Source organism: Sphingomonas sp. CCH21-G11, from assembly GCF_001555965.1.
GTDB lineage: Bacteria > Pseudomonadota > Alphaproteobacteria > Sphingomonadales > Sphingomonadaceae > Sphingomonas.
In genome coordinates this window covers 144612-160547 of record NZ_LSHX01000054.1, presented here as the reverse complement: position 1 = coordinate 160547, position 15936 = coordinate 144612, and the positions used below count along the sequence as shown (strand labels likewise).

General features: G+C 67.4%; 16 protein-coding genes and 1 pseudogene. 12 read left to right on the top strand and 5 right to left on the bottom strand.

Annotated elements, in window-relative coordinates; all coding sequences use genetic code 11:
• The 3 genes and pseudogenes from odhB to AX676_RS15395 form a co-directional block, all read left to right on the top strand.
• Window positions 1-917 (top strand): annotated as a pseudogene (gene odhB / locus AX676_RS15405) (2-oxoglutarate dehydrogenase complex dihydrolipoyllysine-residue succinyltransferase); the annotation flags it as partial.
• Window positions 918-963: 46 nt separating this feature from the next.
• The gene (lpdA, locus tag AX676_RS15400) at window positions 964-2358 is read left to right on the top strand and encodes a dihydrolipoyl dehydrogenase (RefSeq protein WP_066483734.1); all 1395 of its coding nucleotides are present in this window, start codon (window positions 964-966) and stop codon (window positions 2356-2358) included.
• A complete protein-coding gene (locus AX676_RS15395; RefSeq protein WP_231726040.1) occupies window positions 2280-3071 on the top strand; it encodes a PepSY domain-containing protein in 792 nt (263 codons plus the stop codon). Before lpdA ends, AX676_RS15395 begins: the two co-directional genes overlap by 79 nt.
• On the opposite strand, the gene AX676_RS15390 is transcribed toward AX676_RS15395, so the two are convergent.
• Window positions 3058-3474, bottom strand: coding sequence for a hypothetical protein (locus tag AX676_RS15390; RefSeq protein WP_066483667.1), 417 nt, complete (start codon window positions 3472-3474; stop codon window positions 3058-3060). The two genes, AX676_RS15395 and AX676_RS15390, sit on opposite strands and share 14 nt — an antisense overlap.
• A gap of 90 nt (window positions 3475-3564) precedes the next feature.
• Here AX676_RS15390 and AX676_RS15385 point away from each other — a divergent pair, with 90 nt between their 5' ends.
• Window positions 3565-4194 carry a trimeric intracellular cation channel family protein gene (locus AX676_RS15385; protein ID WP_066483666.1) on the top strand — a complete coding sequence of 210 codons (630 nt, stop codon included), beginning with the start codon at window positions 3565-3567 and terminating at the stop codon, window positions 4192-4194.
• Here AX676_RS15385 and AX676_RS15380 read toward each other — a convergent pair whose 3' ends face one another.
• Genes AX676_RS15380 through sppA form a run of 3 tightly spaced genes read right to left on the bottom strand, consistent with a single transcriptional unit; the run spans window position 4195 to window position 7369 of the window.
• Window positions 4195-4878: a DUF2490 domain-containing protein gene (locus AX676_RS15380; protein ID WP_066483663.1), complete on the bottom strand. Its 684-nt coding sequence runs from the start codon at window positions 4876-4878 to the stop codon at window positions 4195-4197.
• Between the two features lie 41 nt (window positions 4879-4919).
• On the bottom strand, window positions 4920-5483 hold the full coding sequence (locus AX676_RS15375) for a GNAT family N-acetyltransferase (RefSeq protein ID WP_066483662.1): 564 nt from the start codon (window positions 5481-5483) through the stop codon (window positions 4920-4922).
• Complete coding sequence (gene sppA / locus AX676_RS15370; RefSeq protein WP_066483661.1) at window positions 5483-7369, bottom strand: signal peptide peptidase SppA; 1887 nt, start codon at window positions 7367-7369, stop codon at window positions 5483-5485. The genes AX676_RS15375 and sppA overlap by 1 nt, the downstream gene beginning before the upstream one ends.
• A 92-nt stretch (window positions 7370-7461) precedes the next feature.
• Here sppA and AX676_RS15365 point away from each other — a divergent pair, with 92 nt between their 5' ends.
• The 3 genes from AX676_RS15365 (at window position 7462) to groL (ending at window position 11030) form a co-directional block, all read left to right on the top strand.
• On the top strand, window positions 7462-8952 hold the full coding sequence (locus AX676_RS15365; protein ID WP_231726039.1) for an MATE family efflux transporter: 1491 nt from the start codon (window positions 7462-7464) through the stop codon (window positions 8950-8952).
• Window positions 8953-9045: 93 nt separating this feature from the next.
• Window positions 9046-9333: a co-chaperone GroES gene (gene groES / locus AX676_RS15360; RefSeq protein WP_066483657.1), complete on the top strand. Its 288-nt coding sequence runs from the start codon at window positions 9046-9048 to the stop codon at window positions 9331-9333.
• A 62-nt stretch (window positions 9334-9395) separates the two neighbouring features.
• Window positions 9396-11030: a chaperonin GroEL gene (gene groL, locus AX676_RS15355; protein ID WP_066483655.1), complete on the top strand. Its 1635-nt coding sequence runs from the start codon at window positions 9396-9398 to the stop codon at window positions 11028-11030.
• A 152-nt stretch (window positions 11031-11182) separates the two neighbouring features.
• On the opposite strand, the gene AX676_RS15350 is transcribed toward groL, so the two are convergent.
• The gene (locus tag AX676_RS15350; RefSeq protein WP_066483652.1) at window positions 11183-12085 is read right to left on the bottom strand and encodes a LysR family transcriptional regulator; all 903 of its coding nucleotides are present in this window, start codon (window positions 12083-12085) and stop codon (window positions 11183-11185) included.
• A 96-nt stretch (window positions 12086-12181) separates the two neighbouring features.
• Here AX676_RS15350 and AX676_RS15345 point away from each other — a divergent pair, with 96 nt between their 5' ends.
• The 5 genes from AX676_RS15345 to pheS all read left to right on the top strand — a co-directional run bounded on the left by AX676_RS15345 (window position 12182) and on the right by pheS (window position 15880).
• Entirely contained in the window at window positions 12182-13174 is a 993-nt protein-coding gene (locus AX676_RS15345; protein ID WP_066483648.1) for an aldo/keto reductase, read from the top strand.
• Between the two features lie 132 nt (window positions 13175-13306).
• Window positions 13307-13510: a 50S ribosomal protein L35 gene (gene rpmI, locus AX676_RS15340; protein ID WP_066483647.1), complete on the top strand. Its 204-nt coding sequence runs from the start codon at window positions 13307-13309 to the stop codon at window positions 13508-13510.
• Window positions 13511-13524: 14 nt separating this feature from the next.
• A complete protein-coding gene (rplT, locus tag AX676_RS15335) occupies window positions 13525-13890 on the top strand; it encodes a 50S ribosomal protein L20 (protein WP_066483645.1) in 366 nt (121 codons plus the stop codon).
• 470 nt (window positions 13891-14360) lie between these two features.
• The gene (locus AX676_RS15330) at window positions 14361-14711 is read left to right on the top strand and encodes a GIY-YIG nuclease family protein (RefSeq protein ID WP_231726038.1); all 351 of its coding nucleotides are present in this window, start codon (window positions 14361-14363) and stop codon (window positions 14709-14711) included.
• Entirely contained in the window at window positions 14711-15880 is a 1170-nt protein-coding gene (gene pheS, locus AX676_RS15325) for a phenylalanine--tRNA ligase subunit alpha (RefSeq protein ID WP_066483728.1), read from the top strand. The genes AX676_RS15330 and pheS overlap by 1 nt, the downstream gene beginning before the upstream one ends.
• The last annotated feature ends 56 nt before the right edge of the window (window positions 15881-15936 follow it).

Below are 15936 nucleotides of genomic sequence, written 5' to 3'. Positions count from 1 at the left end.
GCGGCGCAGCAGGCCCCCGCGCAACCCGCCCCCGACGTCGAAGCCGCCGCGCTGTCACCGTCGGTGCGCCGCGCGGTGCTCGAATTCGGCGTCGACCCCGCGACGGTCAAGGGCACCGGCAAGGACGGCCGCATCACCAAGGAAGACGTGGTTGCCGCCGCGTCGGGCAAGGCGGACGCACCCGCCCCCGCGCCCAGCCCGTCGCCAGCGCCGGCGACCGCCGCGAGGAGCGCGTGCGCATGACGCGCCTGCGCCAGACCGTCGCCAAGCGACTGAAGGATGCGCAGGACACCGCCGCGCTGCTCACCACCTTCAACGATGTCGACATGACCGCGGTCATGGAGGCGCGCAGCCGCTACAAGGATCTGTTCGAGAAGAAGCACGGCGTGCGGCTCGGCTTCATGGGCTTTTTCGTGAAGGCGGCGTGCCAGGCGCTCAAGGACATTCCCGCCGTCAACGCACGGATCGACGGCGAAGAGATCGTCTATCACGACTATGCCGACATCTCGGTCGCGGTCAGTGCGCCGCAGGGCCTGGTCGTGCCCGTGATCCGCAACGCCGACCGGATGTCGGTGGCCGAGGTCGAGCGCACGATCGGCGACTTCGGCAAGCGCGCCAAGGACGGCACGCTCAAGATGGAGGAGATGAAGGGCGGCACCTTCACCATCTCCAACGGCGGGGTCTTCGGATCGCTGATGTCGACGCCGATCATCAACCCGCCGCAGAGCGCCGTGCTGGGCCTCCACCGCATCGAGGACCGCCCGGTGGTCCGCGACGGCCAGGTGGTGGTGCGCCCGATGATGTATCTCGCGCTCAGCTATGACCATCGCCTGATCGACGGCCGCGAAGCCGTGACGTTCCTGGTCGCGCTGAAGAACGCGATCGAGGATCCGACCCGTCTGCTGATCGACCTGTAATCGTCCCGCGCCGTCCCTATGTTCCGGGCGACGAATGGAGCTGAAAATGGCTGAGTATGACTATGACGTCCTGGTAATCGGCTCAGGCCCCGGCGGTTATGTCGCGGCGATACGGGCGGCGCAGCTGGGCCTCAGGACCGCGTGCGCGGAATCGCGGGAGACGCTGGGCGGCACCTGCCTGAATGTCGGCTGCATTCCGTCCAAGGCGCTGCTGCACGCCTCCGAGCTGTTCGAGGAAGCGGCGGGCGGCAAGCTCGCCAAGCTGGGGGTGAAGTTCGACAAGGTCAGCCTCGATCTCGACGCGATGCATGCGCAGCGGCTGGAGGCGGTCAAGGGCCTGACCGGCGGCATCGAATTTCTGTTCAAGAAGAACAAGGTCACCTGGCTCAAGGGTCGCGCCGCATTCGAGGATGCGCACACGGTGAAGGTGGCCGACCAGACGGTAACGGCGAAGCACATCGTCATCGCCACCGGGTCCAGCGTCACCCCGCTGCCCGGCGTCACCGTCGACCAGCAGGTCGTGGTCGATTCGACCGGCGCGCTCGAATTGCCCAAGGTGCCCGAACATCTGGTCGTCATCGGCGGCGGCGTGATCGGGCTCGAGCTGGGCAGCGTGTGGAAGCGGCTGGGTGCCAGGGTGACGGTCGTCGAATATCTCGACCAGATCCTGCCCGGCTTCGACGGCGACGTGCGCAAGGAATCGCTCAAGCTGTTCAAGAAACAGGGCATCGAGTTCAAGACCGGCACCAAGGTGACCGGGGTCGAGGTGAACGACGGCAAGGCGACCGTGACCGTCGAGCCCGCTGCCGGTGGCGCGGCGGAAACGCTGACCGCCGACAATGTCCTCGTGTCGATCGGCCGGCGTCCGAACACGGATGGCCTGGCGCTCGACAAGGCCGGGCTGAGCGTCAACGCGCGCGGCCAGGTCGAGGTCGATCACCATTTCAAGACCGCCGTCGACGGCATCTGGGCGATCGGCGATGTCGTGCCCGGCCCGATGCTCGCGCACAAGGCGGAGGATGAGGGGATCGCGGTCGCTGAGAACATCGCCGGGCTGCACGGCATCGTGAACCACGACCTCATTCCCTCGGTCGTCTATACCATGCCCGAAATCGCAGGCGTCGGCCTGACCGAGGAAGCGGCGAAGGAGCGCGGCGAGATCAAGGTCGGCAAGTTCCCGATGGCGGGCAACAGCCGCGCCAAGACCAATCACGAGCCCGACGGTTTCGTGAAGGTGATCGCCGACGCCGCCACCGACAAGGTGTTGGGCGTGTGGATCATCACCAGTGTTGCCGGCACGATGATCGCCCAGGCGACCCAGGCGATGGAATTCGGCGCGACCGCCGAGGACATCGCGCTCACGTGTCACGCCCACCCGACCCATCCGGAGGCGCTGAAGGAAGCGGCGATGGCGGTGACGGGCAAGCCGATCCACATCTGATCTCGGCGGCACGGGCCGGGGGGGTCGAGCATGCGGCAACTCGCGCGCTGGTCCGGCTCGGCTGGCTGACGGGCGTTCCGCTGATCCTGTGGACCGCGACCGGACTGTTCATGGTCGCGCGACCGATCGACGAGGTCCGCGGCGCGCATCTGCGCCGCGATCCGCCCGCGCTTCCCGCCGATCTGCGCCCGATCGCGCCACGGATGGATGGCGGCGACGTGGCCCGGGTCGACCTGGTCATGCGCGCCGATCGGCGGCCGGTCTGGATCGTGCGCTTTGCCGATGGTGGGCTCCGCACCGTCGATCCGCGCACCGGCACAGTCCTGCAACGGGTCGCTGGCGACGACGCGCGCGCGATCGCGATCGCGGCGCTGCGCGCACCCGCGCTGGTCCGGGACGTGACGCGCTTTGCCGCCAGCGATGCGCCGCTCGAACTTCGCCGCGCCCGGCCGGCATGGCGGGTGCGCTTCGCCGACGGCATCCATGTCTATGTCGACGCGGACAGCGGCGAGGTGCTGGCGGTCCGCAGCGCGCAGTGGCGCTGGTTCGACCTGATGTGGGGCCTGCACATCATGGACCTGCAGGGGCGCGAAAATTCGAGCCATCCGCTGCTGATCGGTTTTGCCGCGCTGGGGTTGGCCGGATCGCTGCTCGGCACGGCGCTGATGTTCCGGCGGCGGCGCGCGGCGCCGCGCCCGATCAGTCCGCCCTGACCGGCACGCCGCGGCGTTCGAGCTCGCGGCGCAGCACCGCGCTTTCGGGCAGCAGGCGGCTCGACACCGCGATCCGGCGCGCATCGCGCAGCACCAGCGTGACGTCGACGCCGTCGGTCCAGCGGGTCAACGCCACATGGTCGATTGTCGCCAGCCGGATCGTCTGCCGGCTTCGGCGGTCGATCAGGGCCAGCCCGGCCGCGTCGATGTCGATCCCCGTCACCGGGTTGACGATCAGCATGCGCAGCGCCTCGGCCGCGGCGGCCACCATCGGCAAATAGAGGAACCACGGCGCGCGGGTCGCCGCAGTCAGTGCGATCGCGCCCAGCGATGCGACGAGCGCGATGCCCGCCAACGGCGATCGCCCGTTGCGACGAAAGCGGAAGTCCCCGGCAGCGGCCATGGCGTTGCGGATACGCCCGCCCGGTAAATCGACGGTTGACGCGATGCACGTCCGTTTCGGCGTTGCGCGAAACGGGCTAGAGCCCTGGCGATGACCCCGACCGAGCTGCCCATCGCGCCCTTCCTGCCCTGGCTCGACGCCTTTGGGATCGCGATGTTCGCCGCCACCGGCGCGCTGGCCGCCGCGCGCCAGGGGCAGACACTGGTCACCGCCAGCTTCTTTGCCCTCGTCACCGGGGTCGGCGGCGGCACGGTGCGCGACCTGTTGATCGGTGCGCCGGTGTTCTGGGTGCAGGATCCGGCGATTGCCGCGATCTGCCTGGGCGTCGCGCTGCTCATCTGGGTGACGCCCGAACGCTGGTGGGCGGGCCAGGTGCTCGACTGGCTCGATGCCTTTGGCCTTGCCGCCTATGCGGTCTTCGGCGCAGCGAAATCGCTGGGCATGGGGGTACCGCCGGTTCCCGCGATGCTGATGGGGGTCATCACCGCATGCGTCGGCGGGATCATCCGCGACGTGCTGGCCGGCCAGCCGTCGATCCTGATGCGCCCGGAACTCTATGTGACCGCCGCCGCGCTTGCGTCCGCGTTGTTCGTCGGGCTGAGCGCGCTCGGCGCGCCGGGGGCGCTGGCCGCGCCGGTCGCCGCGCTGGCGGGGTTCGCCCTGCGCGGTGCGGCGATCCGCTATCGCCTGCGCCTGCCCGCCTATCGCGGCAAGCGCTGATCAGAGCCGAACGAGCAACGTCGCGCTGATGACATGGTTGGTCCGGTCGCGCCCGGGCCGGAACACGTGCTGGATCAGATAGCCCGGCTCAACCCGCAGGCGCGGCGACAGCGGGAAGTTGACGCCGGCAAAGCCGCGCAGCTGGTCGATGCCGTCGCGCACGCCCCAATCGGTCGCGTTCAGATTGACGAAGCCCTCCGCCTGCACGACCGCAAAGGTCGGACGGCCGGCTGCCAGCGGGATCTGGCCGCGGATTAGCTGGCGAAACCGCCATCCCGTGCGATCCGCGCCTTCCCGCATCCGCTGTTCCAGCCGGCTGCGCGACAACAGCCGCACCGATCCGTCCGCGCCGCGCAACGCCGCGAACTGGATCTGCTGCCACAACCGGTGCTCGTTGCTCACACGTCCGCCCTCGGGATCGGTGCGGATATAGGCATAGCCGGCGATCGCATGGGCATCGGGCGCGATCCGGGTGCCGATGCCGGGGCGCACGATGATCTGGCTGCCGCCGCCAAAATCATCGGTCAGCCGCCCCTGAGCCTCCAGCCACAGAAACAGGTCGCCGCGCACCGGCCCCTGAGCCAGCACCGTGGTCCACAGCTGGCCGTCGTCGTCCGCCAGGACCGGGCTGGCGATGCCGAAGGCACCGACACATGCAGCGGCGGTACACAGGCGGTGACTCATAAGACGGGCGCGAGGCACGACGTCTCTCCTACGCCAGTCGATCAGGCGCGGACCAGCCCGACCTCGCGAAACGGCTGTGGCTCGACCGGTGGGATCGTCGCGTCGTTCAGTTCGCGCTGCCAAAAGCCGACATCGATCCACTGGCCCAGCTTGAAGCCGATTTCGCGGATCACGCCCGCGCGGCGATAGCCGACCGATTCGTGCAGCGTGATCGCCGAATCATTGGGCAGCGACAGCACCGCCACCGCCTGGGTAAAGCCCTGCGCCCGCAACGTGTCGATCAGCGCTTCGAACAGGATGCGGCCGGCCCCGCGCCTCTGATGGTCGCCGAGCACGTAGATCGACGTCTCGACGATGTAGCGATAGGCCGGACGGTCGCGGAACCGGCAGGCAAAGGCATAGCCCACGATATTGCTTTCCGCGCCGTCGCCATGGGTCACGACCAGCCACGGATAGAAGCCCTCGCTCACCGTCATGCGCTGGCGCATCGTGTCGGCATCGGGCGGCTGGGTTTCGAACGACACATGTCCGCCCAGCACGAACGGGGCGTAGATGCCCGCGATCGCCGCGGCATCGGCGGGCGTCGCGACGCGAATGTCGAGCATTACAGGCCCTTTTCGATGATCATGCGCGCCAGCGCCCGGTCCTCGGCACGCGGAACCGCAGGCGCCAGCGCCGCGCATTCCAGGCAGCGCGCCTGCACCGCGCCGCGCGCGTTGAGCAGGCCGCGCATGTCGCCGAGCGCGCGCGCGAACACCGCGCGGCGTTCGGCGGCCAGCCGCGACATCAGGTCGGTTTCGGTCTCGTCGGTCTTCTCGTCGTCGTCGCGCGCGAGCAGTTCGGCAAACTGCGCCTCCCAGCCGGGTTCCTTTTCCAGATAGAGCGCGTGGACCTTGGCCGGGTCCAGCTTGGCGCGGCGGGCGGCCTCGGCGATCGCATCGTCGATGCCGCCGAAGCGGTCGACCAGCTTCAACTGGCGTGCGGTGCCGCCATCCCATACCCGGCCCTGGCCGATTTCATCGACCCGCTCGACCGGCAGCTTGCGCGACTGCGCGACTAGGCCGACGAACCGGCGATAGCCCTGCTCGATCGAGGATTGCAGGATGCGATCGATCGTCGCGTTGGTCCCGTCGAGCACGTCGGGCTGGCCGGTGAGCGGCGTCGTCTGCACGCCGTCGGCATTGACGCCGATCTTGGCGAGCGTCCCTTCAAAGGTCGGCAGCACGCCGAAAATCCCGATCGATCCGGTGATCGTGTTGGGTTCGGCAAAGATCACGTCGCCGGGCGTCGACACCCAATAGCCGCCGCTCGCCGCCAGCCCGCCCATCGACACGACGACCGGCAGGCCTCGACGCTTGGCCTCCAGGATCGCCTGGCGCATCTGTTCGGACGCGAGCACCGATCCGCCGGGCGAATCGACGCGCACGACCAATGCCTTGAGCTTCTTTTCGGCGAGCCCCTTGAGCAGCAGCTGGCTGACGGTGTCGCCGCCGGCCGTGCCCTGCCCGCTCTCACCCCCGACGATTTCGCCGGCAATGGTGATGACGCCGATCGCATCGCCCGTGGTCGGCGCCGGATTGGCGGCGATCCAGTTCTTCAGCCGGATCTCGCGATAGCTGCCGGGCAGCGCGCCCTTCTTCGTCGATGCGCCCGCAATCGCCGCGACGCGCTTGCCGAACGCCAGCCGGTCGCCGAGCTGGTCGACGATCCCGGCGGCCAGATTGGCCTTGGCGATATCGCCGTCGGCAGCGAGTACGGCAGTGTCGGGCTGCGCGACATAGCGCGCCAGGTCGGCCTTCGGCCGGGCCTTCTTCACCATCTCGACCCATTGGCCGAACAGCGCGCCGTACAGCGCGGTGTCGGCTTGCTTCGCCGCCGGCGACGCTTCGTTCAGCACATAGGGCTCGACCGCCGACTTGTAGGTGCCGACGCGGTAGACATGGGCGTTGACGCCCAGCCGGTCGAGCAGCCCCTTGTAATAGAGGCGCGACCCGCCCGGCCCGGCAAACAGCGCGCCGCCGAATGGATCGACCCAGATTTCGCTGGCATGCGCGGCGAGCGCATAGCTGGAGTCCGAATAGGCGGTCGCAAAGGCAAGCACGGGCTTGCCGCTGGCGCGCACCCGGCCGATCGCCTCGCCCAGCGTGCCGACCGTGGCGGGATAACCGCCGAGAAAACGGTCGAGGTCGAGGACGACCGCCTTGACCCGGCCATCGTCCTTCGCCTTGTCGAGTGCGCGGACCAGATCGCGCAGCCGGTGCTGGGTCAGCACTTCGCCGCCGCCCAGCGCGGCAAAGGGATCGACCTCGTCGGGCTGTTCGACGACGGTACCGCTCAGGTCCATCACCAGCGCGCCGTCGGTGATTGCCGCGGGATTGGGGCGGGCCGACAATGCCGCGAACAGCAGCCCGAAAAACAGCAGCATGAACAACAGGACAAGCCCGTCCTTGATCCCGACCAGCAGTTTCCAGGCGCCCCGAACCAATTTCACGTCTTCGATCTCCTGCGCCGCCCAACCGCGTGCTCGCCGCCCCTGATAGCGGCTTGTGTGATATGGGGGCAATACGCCCGTTGGGGTGTCTGATGCGATCGGTTGCTTTTGGCGCGCCTTTCGGTCACGCCGCGCCGGCCATGCACGCCGCCAGCCTCACCTTGCCGACCGGGGCACCGCCGGCCAGCCAGCGCGCCGAATTCGCCGCGCTGCTGCGGCTCGCCTCGCCGCTGGTCGCGGCCAATCTGCTTCAGGTTGCAGTCTATGCAGTTGACGTGATCTTCGTCGCGCGATTGGGCACCGTTGAATTCGCCGCCGCGACGCTCGGCGTCTATTTCTATGGCACGATCGCGTTTGCACTTGCCGGACTGACCAGCGCGGTCGCGCCGATCATCGCCGCCGAACTCGGCGCGCGCCGCCATGCGGTGCGCGAGGTGCGGCGCAGCTTCCGGATGGGATTGTGGCTGACGGTGCTCGCTGCGCTGCCGATGATCGCGCTGATGCTGTTCGGCGAATCCATCCTGCTCGCGCTGGGACAGGACCCGGCGGTGGCGCGGCGTTCGGGCGCGTTCCTGGACATTCTGCTCGTCGCGCTCATCCCGTCGACCGCGGCGGGCGTGATGCGGATCACCGCGTCGGCGCTGGGGCGCCAGGGCTGGGTGATGGTCGTCGCGATGCTCGGCCTGGCGATCAGCCTGTTCGCGAACTGGACGCTCGTCTTTGGCAATCTCGGTTTTCCGGCGCTCGGGCTGGAGGGGTCGGCGCTCGCCAGCGTCATCACCACGATCGCGATGATGCTCGCCTATGCCGTCATCCTGACGGCCGATCCCCGATTGCGGCGCTATCGCCTGTTCGGGCGGTGGTGGCGCAGCGAATGGTCGCGACTGGCGGAACTCGTCAGACTGGGCCTGCCGATCGCGCTGACGATGACGTTCGAAGGCGCGCTGTTCGGCGGCGCGGCCTTCCTGATGGGGCTGTTCGGCGTGGCGGAGGTCGCAGCCCACGCCATCGCGCTCAACATCGCCGCCTTCGCTTTCCAGGTGCCGTTCGGCGTCGCCCAGGCGGCGACGATCCGGGTGGGCATGGGCTATGGCGCGGGCGATGCGCGCTGGATCGCCCGCGCGGGACTGGCCGCCTATGCGCTCGGCATCGGTTTCATGGCGCTGACCGCCGTCACGATGTGGCTGGCGCCGATGTGGATCATCGGCATCTACATCGACACCGGCGATCGCGCGAACGCGACCGTCATCGCGCTGGCGGTCCAGTATCTGGCGATCGCGGCGATGTTCCAGCTCGCCGATGGCGCACAGGCGGTCGCGGCCGGGGTGCTGCGCGGGCTCCAGGACACGCGGGTGCCGATGCTGATCGCGGCGTCGGGCTACTGGATCGCCGGGTTCGGCACCGCGATCCTGCTGGGCTTTGGCCTGGGCTGGGAAGGGGTCGGCGTCTGGACGGGTCTCGCAGTGGGGCTGCTGGCGGTCGCGCTATTGTTGATCTGGCGTTGGCGCGCACGCGCACGGCTCGGCCTGCTGCCGGGTAACCTTGCCGCGCCGACCGACGAAATAGCCATCGGCGCGGCTTGACGACTCACGCGGGCGATCACATATGCCCGTTCGTTAGCACTCGCCGGTGGTGAGTGCTAAACCCGCATTTCACATTCAGAAAGGAATGTTCGCATGAACTTTCGTCCGTTGCACGATCGCGTGCTCGTCCGCCGCGTCGAAGCGGAAGAGAAGACCGCCGGCGGGATCATTATTCCCGACACCGCCAAGGAAAAGCCGCAGGAAGGCGAAGTCGTCGCCGCCGGTTCGGGCGCCAAGTCGGAAGAGGGCAAGGTGACCCCGCTCGACGTCAAGGCCGGCGACCGCATCCTGTTCGGCAAGTGGTCCGGCACCGAGGTCAAGGTCAATGGCGAAGACCTGCTGATCATGAAGGAAAGCGACATCCTGGGCATCGTCGGCTGAGCCGAAAACCCGGGCCATACCCCGCAACTTCCGCAACTTTGATTTTTTGAGGAGTAGCCATCATGGCAGCCAAGGACGTAAAATTCTCGCGCGATGCGCGTGAGCGCATTCTGAAGGGCGTCGACATCCTGGCCGACGCGGTCAAGGTCACGCTGGGTCCGAAGGGCCGCAACGTCGTGATCGACAAGTCGTTCGGTGCGCCCCGCATCACCAAGGACGGCGTGACCGTCGCCAAGGAAATCGAACTCAAGGACAAGTTCGAGAATATGGGCGCACAGATGGTGCGCGAAGTGGCCTCGAAGACCAACGACATCGCCGGTGACGGCACCACCACCGCGACCGTGCTCGCCCAGGCGATCGTGCGCGAAGGCATGAAGTCGGTCGCCGCCGGCATGAACCCGATGGACCTGAAGCGCGGCATCGACATCGCCGTCACCAAGGTCGTCGAAGACGTGAAGTCGCGTTCGAAGGCCGTTTCCGGCTCGAACGAGATCGCCCAGGTCGGCATCATCTCGGCCAATGGCGACCGTGAAGTCGGTGAGAAGATTGCCGAAGCCATGGAAAAGGTCGGCAAGGAAGGCGTCATCACCGTCGAGGAAGCCAAGGGCCTCGAGTTCGAGCTCGACGTCGTCGAAGGCATGCAGTTCGACCGCGGCTACCTGTCGCCCTATTTCATCACCAACCCGGAAAAGATGGCGGTCGAACTCACCGATCCGTACATCCTGATCCATGAGAAGAAGCTGTCGTCGCTGCAGGCGATGCTGCCGATCCTCGAAGCAGTGGTGCAGTCGGGCCGTCCGCTGCTGATCATCGCCGAGGACATCGAGGGCGAAGCGCTGGCGACCCTGGTCGTCAACAAGCTGCGCGGTGGCCTGAAGGTCGCGGCGGTCAAGGCGCCGGGCTTCGGCGATCGTCGCAAGGCGATGCTGGAAGACATCGCCGTCCTGACCAAGGGCGAAGTCGTCAGCGAAGACCTGGGCATCAAGCTCGAGAACGTGACGCTCGGCATGCTCGGCACCGCCAAGCGCGTGACCATCGACAAGGACAACACCACCATCGTCGATGGCGCGGGTGATGCGGACGCGATCAAGGGCCGCACCGAAGCGATCCGCCAGCAGATCGAAGTCACCACCAGCGACTATGACCGCGAGAAGCTGCAGGAGCGCCTTGCCAAGCTGGCCGGCGGCGTCGCCGTCATCAAGGTCGGCGGTGCGACCGAAGTCGAAGTGAAGGAGCGCAAGGATCGCGTCGACGACGCGCTGCACGCGACCCGCGCTGCGGTCGAAGAAGGCATCGTCCCCGGCGGCGGCACCGCGCTGCTCTATGCCACCAAGGCGCTGGAAGGCCTGAAGGGCGAGAATGAAGACCAGACCCGCGGCATCGACATCGTTCGCAAGTCGCTGACCGCGCTGGTCCGCCAGATCGCCTCGAACGCCGGCCATGACGGCGCGGTGGTCTCGGGCAAGCTGCTCGACCAGAACGACACCTCGTTCGGCTTCAACGCGGCGACCGACACCTATGAAAACCTGGTGGCGGCCGGCGTGATCGACCCGACCAAGGTTGTGCGCACCGCACTGCAGAACGCGGCGTCGGTCGCGGGCCTGCTGATCACCACGGAAGCGACCGTGGCCGAGCTGCCCGACGACAAGTCGGCGGCACCGGCGATGCCGGGCGGCATGGGCGGCATGGATTTCTGAGCCTGACGCGGGGCTGGCTGCGTCCAGCCCCAACCGCGTCAGGCCGGACGGCGGGGTCGCCCGTGCGACCCCGACCGACGGCATGGCGAAGGCCATGCCGGCCATCCAGCACCAAACAGGAAAGGGCCGGGGCGCAATCCCCGGCCCTTCTCTTATGCCCCCGCCGCCTCGCGGCGCAGAAAGTCGACAAATGCCCTGAGCGGCGTCGGCATCAGCCGGCGCTCGGCGAAATAAAGAAACGGCCCCGGAAACGGCGTCGACCAGTCCTCCAGCACCGGCACCAGCCGCCCGGCATCGACCGAGGGCTGGAGATAACCCTCAAAGGTGCCGATCAGCCCCAGCCCCGCCTCCGCCGCTGCGACGAGCAACGGCGTGCGCGATCCGACGAAACGCGTCACCGGTTCGACCTTGAGCAGCTGGCCGGCACGCTCGAATTCCCATTCGGACAGGCGGCCGCTGGCGAAGCGATAGCGCACCGCCTGATGCCGGACGAGATCGGACGGATGCAGCGGCACGCCGTGGCGCGCCAGATAGTCGGGCGACCCCGCAACCATATAGCGATCGGTTCGCGGCCCGATCGGCACCGCGATCATGTCCTGCTCCAGCCGCTCGTCATAGCGCACGCCCGCGTCGAAGCCGCTGCCCAGCACATCGACGAAATTGTCGTCGGCGATCACCTCGACCCGGATGTCGGGATAACGGGCAAGAAAGCGGGTCAGCAGCGATGGCAGGATCAGATCGGCGACGACACCCGGCACGTTGAGGCGAAGCAATCCGCGCGGCGTGTCGCGATGGCGGTTGACCCCGTCGATCACCCGCGCAACCTCCGCCAGCGCCGGCTTCAACCCGGCCAGCAGCTCGGCCCCGGCCTCGGTCGGGGCAACGCTGCGGGTGGTACGGGTGAGCAGGCGTACCCCCAGCCGCGCTTCCAGCCGCCGCACCGCCGCGCTCATCGTCGAGGCGGACACGCCGCGCAGCGCCGCCGCGCCGCGAAAGCTGCGCTGCTCGCTCACCAGTGCGAACGCCGCCAGATCGGCGATGTCGAGATCGTCCATTGTGCATCCTGCCGTACAGCTCGTGCGGATTGTGCCGTCTTATCGACGGTCATGCCAGCCGCCATCTTGCGCGCATCGCCCCGAAGGAGACTGACGATGGAACTGCGCAAACTTGGCAAGCAAGGCCCCGACGTAACCCGCATTTCGCTGGGCGCGATGGGCATGTCGGGCATGTATGGCGAGGCGGACCGCGCCGCGAGCATCGCGACGCTCCATGCCGCGATCGAACGCGGCGTGACGCTGATCGACACCGGCGACTTTTACGGCATGGGGCACAACGAGCTGTTGATTGCCGAGGCGCTGAGGGGCGTGCCGCGCGACCGTTATCAATTGAGCGTCAAGTTCGGCGCGCTGCGCGGCCCCGACGGCAACTGGCTCGGCTATGACGCCAGCCCGCGGGCGGCCAAGACGATGCTCGCTTATTCGCTCCAGCGGCTCGGCACCGACTATATCGACATTTATCGCCCCTCACGGCTCGACCCCGACGTGCCGATCGCCGAGACGGTGGGTGCGATCGGCGAGATGGTCGACAAGGGCTATGTCCGCCATATCGGCCTGAGCGAAATGGGTGCCGAGACGCTGGCGCGCGCCGCCGCCGAACGCCCGATCAGCGACCTGCAGATCGAGTATTCGCTGATGTCGCGCGGGATCGAGGACGCGATCCTGCCGAAGGCGCGCGAACTGGGCATCGGCATCACTGCTTATGGCGTGCTGGCGCGCGGCCTGCTGAGCGGCGGCTGGCGGGCGGACCGCAGCCTGGCCGGCGATTTCCGCGGCGTCAGCCCGCGTTTCCAGGGCGAGCAACTGGCGCACAATCTGGCTCTGGCCGATGCGCTGGCGGCCGTCGCGGCGGAACTGGGCGCAACGCCGGCGCAGTCGGCGATCGCCTGGGTGCTGGCGCAGGGCGAGGATATCGTGGCGCTGGTCGGCGCGCGCACGCCGGATCGGCTGGCCGAATCGCTGAACGCCGACCGACTGGCGCTGACCCCCGATCAGCTCGCGCGGATCGAGGCGGCGATCCCGCGCGGATCGGCGGCGGGCGACCGATACCCGGCACAGCAGATGGCGTTCCTGGACAGCGAACGCTGACGCCGCGGGGAATCGGTTGCATTTGCTGGGCCGCTTGGCTATCGGCGTGCGCTTCCGCGATCAATTGAAGGAACCGCCTGGCCAGTGTGGGCTGCCATGGCTGTTCGAGATCGTCCGAACAAGGAGACGAAAATGCCCAAGCTGAAGACCAAAAGCGGTGTGAAGAAGCGCTTCAAATTCACCGCTACCGGCAAGGTGAAGCACGGCGTCGCCGGCAAGCGCCACCGGCTCATCTCGCACAATGCGAAATATATCCGCCAGAACCGCGGCACTTCCGTGCTCGCCGATGCCGACACGGCGCATGTGCGCCAGTGGGCACCGTACGGCTTGCGTTGAGGGAGGGCTGAGACATGGCACGAGTAAAGCGCGGCACGACCACCAAGGCGAAGCACAAGCGGATTCTGGATCAGGCGAAGGGCTATTATGGCCGTCGCAAGAACACGATCCGCATCGCGCGCCAGGCCGTCGAAAAGGCCGGCCAGTACGCCTATCGCGACCGCAAGGTTAAGAAGCGGGCCTTTCGCGGCCTGTGGATCCAGCGCATCAACGCCGGCGTTCGCGCCGAGGGCCTGACCTATTCGCAGTTCATGCACGGGCTGAAGCTCGCCGGCATCGAACTTGACCGCAAGGTGCTGGCCGACATCGCGATGCACGAAGGTGAAGCGTTTAGCGCCATCGTCGCGCAGGCGAAGGCGGCGCTGCCCCAGGCCGCCTGACACGGCCTGATGCGACCGGAAATCGGGGCGCGGGTGGGATGCCACCCGCGCCTCTTTTTCGTTTCCGCGCCTGCTTCTTCGGAGTCGTCATTCCCGAAGCCAGCTTGGACGTCCCCCCAAGCCAGCTTTGTCATCCCACTTGTAGAGTCTCGTCATCCCCGCGAAGGCGGGGATCCATATGAGGAAAGTGCCGAGGCGAATGTCATCGGGCGCCGCGTACGGACCCCCGCCTTCGCGGGGGTGACGGGATAGGAGGTCCGGGAGCACGAAAACGTCCAGTCTTGCTCCTACGTCCTGGCCAGACGAAGCCTTGCTGAGGACGCGTTGTTCAGCCTCGTCATCTCCCTTTGTTCGGCTTCGTCATCCCCGCGAAAGCGGGGATCCATAGGCCAGACGCTTGACTTCGATTTCCGTCGAGTGCCGCTATAGACCCCCGCCTCCGCGGGGGTGACGATACTGGAGTTCAGGACATGGGGCGGGTCGCAATGCACGAAAACTTCCAGTCTTGCGTGTACATGCTGGCCAGCGGCAAATGCGGCACGCTTTATATTGGAGTCACGTCTGATCTGGTGAAACGACTGCACCAGCACCGGACCAACGCGCTACCCGGCTTCACGGCGCGATACAGCGTCCACCACCTCGTCTGGTACGAACTGCACGCCACTATGGAACAGGCCATTCTGGGCGAGAAGCGGCTCAAGCGATGGAATCGTGACTGGAAACTCAATCTGGTCGAGCGCTCGAACCCGGAATGGGTTGACCTTGCGCTTGGCCTGGGCTTCGAACCCGTCGCAACGCGACTTCCGATGACTGGATCATGATGACCACCGATCTCGACCACCTTCGCACCGACCTGCTTGCATCGATCGACGCGGCGGCGGGGCTGGATGCGCTTGAAGCGATCCGCGTTCACGCGCTGGGCAAGGCGGGGGCGGTCACCGGGCTGCTCAAGACGCTGGGCGCGATGAGCCCCGAGCAGCGCCAGGTCGAAGGGCCGCGCATCCATGCGCTGCGCGAGGCGGTGAGCGAGGCACTGGCCGCGCGCAAAGCGACGCTCGAACAGGCCGCGCTCGATGCCCGACTGGCAAGCGAGCGGATCGACATGACGTTGCCCGCCGACCGCCTGGCCCCAGGATCGGTGCATCCGGTGAGCCAGGTCATGGACGAACTTGCCGAAATCTTTGCCGACCTGGGCTTCGCGGTGGCGACCGGGCCCGAGATCGAGGACGACTGGCACAATTTCACCGCGCTCAACATTCCCGAGACACATCCGGCGCGGGCGATGCATGATACGTTCTATTTCCCGGAGCCGGGCAGCGACGACGGGCAAAGCCCGCCGTCGGACGACACGCGTGGCGCGTCGCCGGCCGGTGCGAAGCAGGGGGGAAGCGGACGTCGCCGCTTCCTGCTTCGCACGCACACGTCGCCCGTCCAGATCCGCACCATGATGTCGCAGACCCCGCCGATCCGCATCATCGCGCCCGGCCGCGTCTATCGCAGCGACAGCGACGCGACGCACACGCCGATGTTCCACCAGATCGAGGGGCTGGTGATCGATCGCGGCATCACGCTCGGCCACCTCAAATGGACGCTTGAGACGTTCCTGAAGGCGTTTTTCGAGCGCGACGACATCGTGCTGCGCCTGCGCCCCAGCTATTTCCCGTTCACCGAACCCTCGGCCGAAGTCGATGTCGGCTACACGCTTGTCAACGGCAAGCGGGTGATCGGCGGCAGCGGCGACGCGGCCGATGGCGGCTGGATGGAAGTGCTGGGCAGCGGGATGGTCCATCCCAAGGTAATCGCCGCGTGCGGGCTGGACCCCGACGAATGGCAGGGCTTTGCCTTCGGCACCGGTGTCGACCGGCTGGCGATGCTGAAATACGGCATGGACGATCTGCGCGCGTTCTTCGACGGCGACCTGCGCTGGCTGAAGCATTACGGCTTTTCGGCGTTCGACGTGCCGACGCTGAGCGGCGGCGTGGGGGCGTGATGCGAATGGCCGCCCAATCATCTCTTCCCTCGTTCGATTCGAGCGAAGTCGAGAAC

Coding starts and splice junctions, on each gene's coding strand:
- groES (WP_066483657.1), top strand. CDS start 9,046: ATGAACTTTCGTCCGTTGCACGATCGCGTGCTCGTCCGCCGCGTCGAA.
- AX676_RS15345 (WP_066483648.1), top strand. CDS start 12,182: ATGGAACTGCGCAAACTTGGCAAGCAAGGCCCCGACGTAACCCGCATT.
- rplT (WP_066483645.1), top strand. CDS start 13,525: ATGGCACGAGTAAAGCGCGGCACGACCACCAAGGCGAAGCACAAGCGG.
- pheS (WP_066483728.1), top strand. CDS start 14,711: ATGACCACCGATCTCGACCACCTTCGCACCGACCTGCTTGCATCGATC.
- AX676_RS15380 (WP_066483663.1), bottom strand. CDS start 4,878: ATGAGTCACCGCCTGTGTACCGCCGCTGCATGTGTCGGTGCCTTCGGC.
- AX676_RS15365 (WP_231726039.1), top strand. CDS start 7,462: ATGCGATCGGTTGCTTTTGGCGCGCCTTTCGGTCACGCCGCGCCGGCC.
- AX676_RS15375 (WP_066483662.1), bottom strand. CDS start 5,483: ATGCTCGACATTCGCGTCGCGACGCCCGCCGATGCCGCGGCGATCGCG.
- AX676_RS15390 (WP_066483667.1), bottom strand. CDS start 3,474: ATGGCCGCTGCCGGGGACTTCCGCTTTCGTCGCAACGGGCGATCGCCG.
- AX676_RS15385 (WP_066483666.1), top strand. CDS start 3,565: ATGACCCCGACCGAGCTGCCCATCGCGCCCTTCCTGCCCTGGCTCGAC.
- AX676_RS15350 (WP_066483652.1), bottom strand. CDS start 12,085: ATGGACGATCTCGACATCGCCGATCTGGCGGCGTTCGCACTGGTGAGC.
- rpmI (WP_066483647.1), top strand. CDS start 13,307: ATGCCCAAGCTGAAGACCAAAAGCGGTGTGAAGAAGCGCTTCAAATTC.
- lpdA (WP_066483734.1), top strand. CDS start 964: ATGGCTGAGTATGACTATGACGTCCTGGTAATCGGCTCAGGCCCCGGC.
- groL (WP_066483655.1), top strand. CDS start 9,396: ATGGCAGCCAAGGACGTAAAATTCTCGCGCGATGCGCGTGAGCGCATT.
- AX676_RS15330 (WP_231726038.1), top strand. CDS start 14,361: ATGGGGCGGGTCGCAATGCACGAAAACTTCCAGTCTTGCGTGTACATG.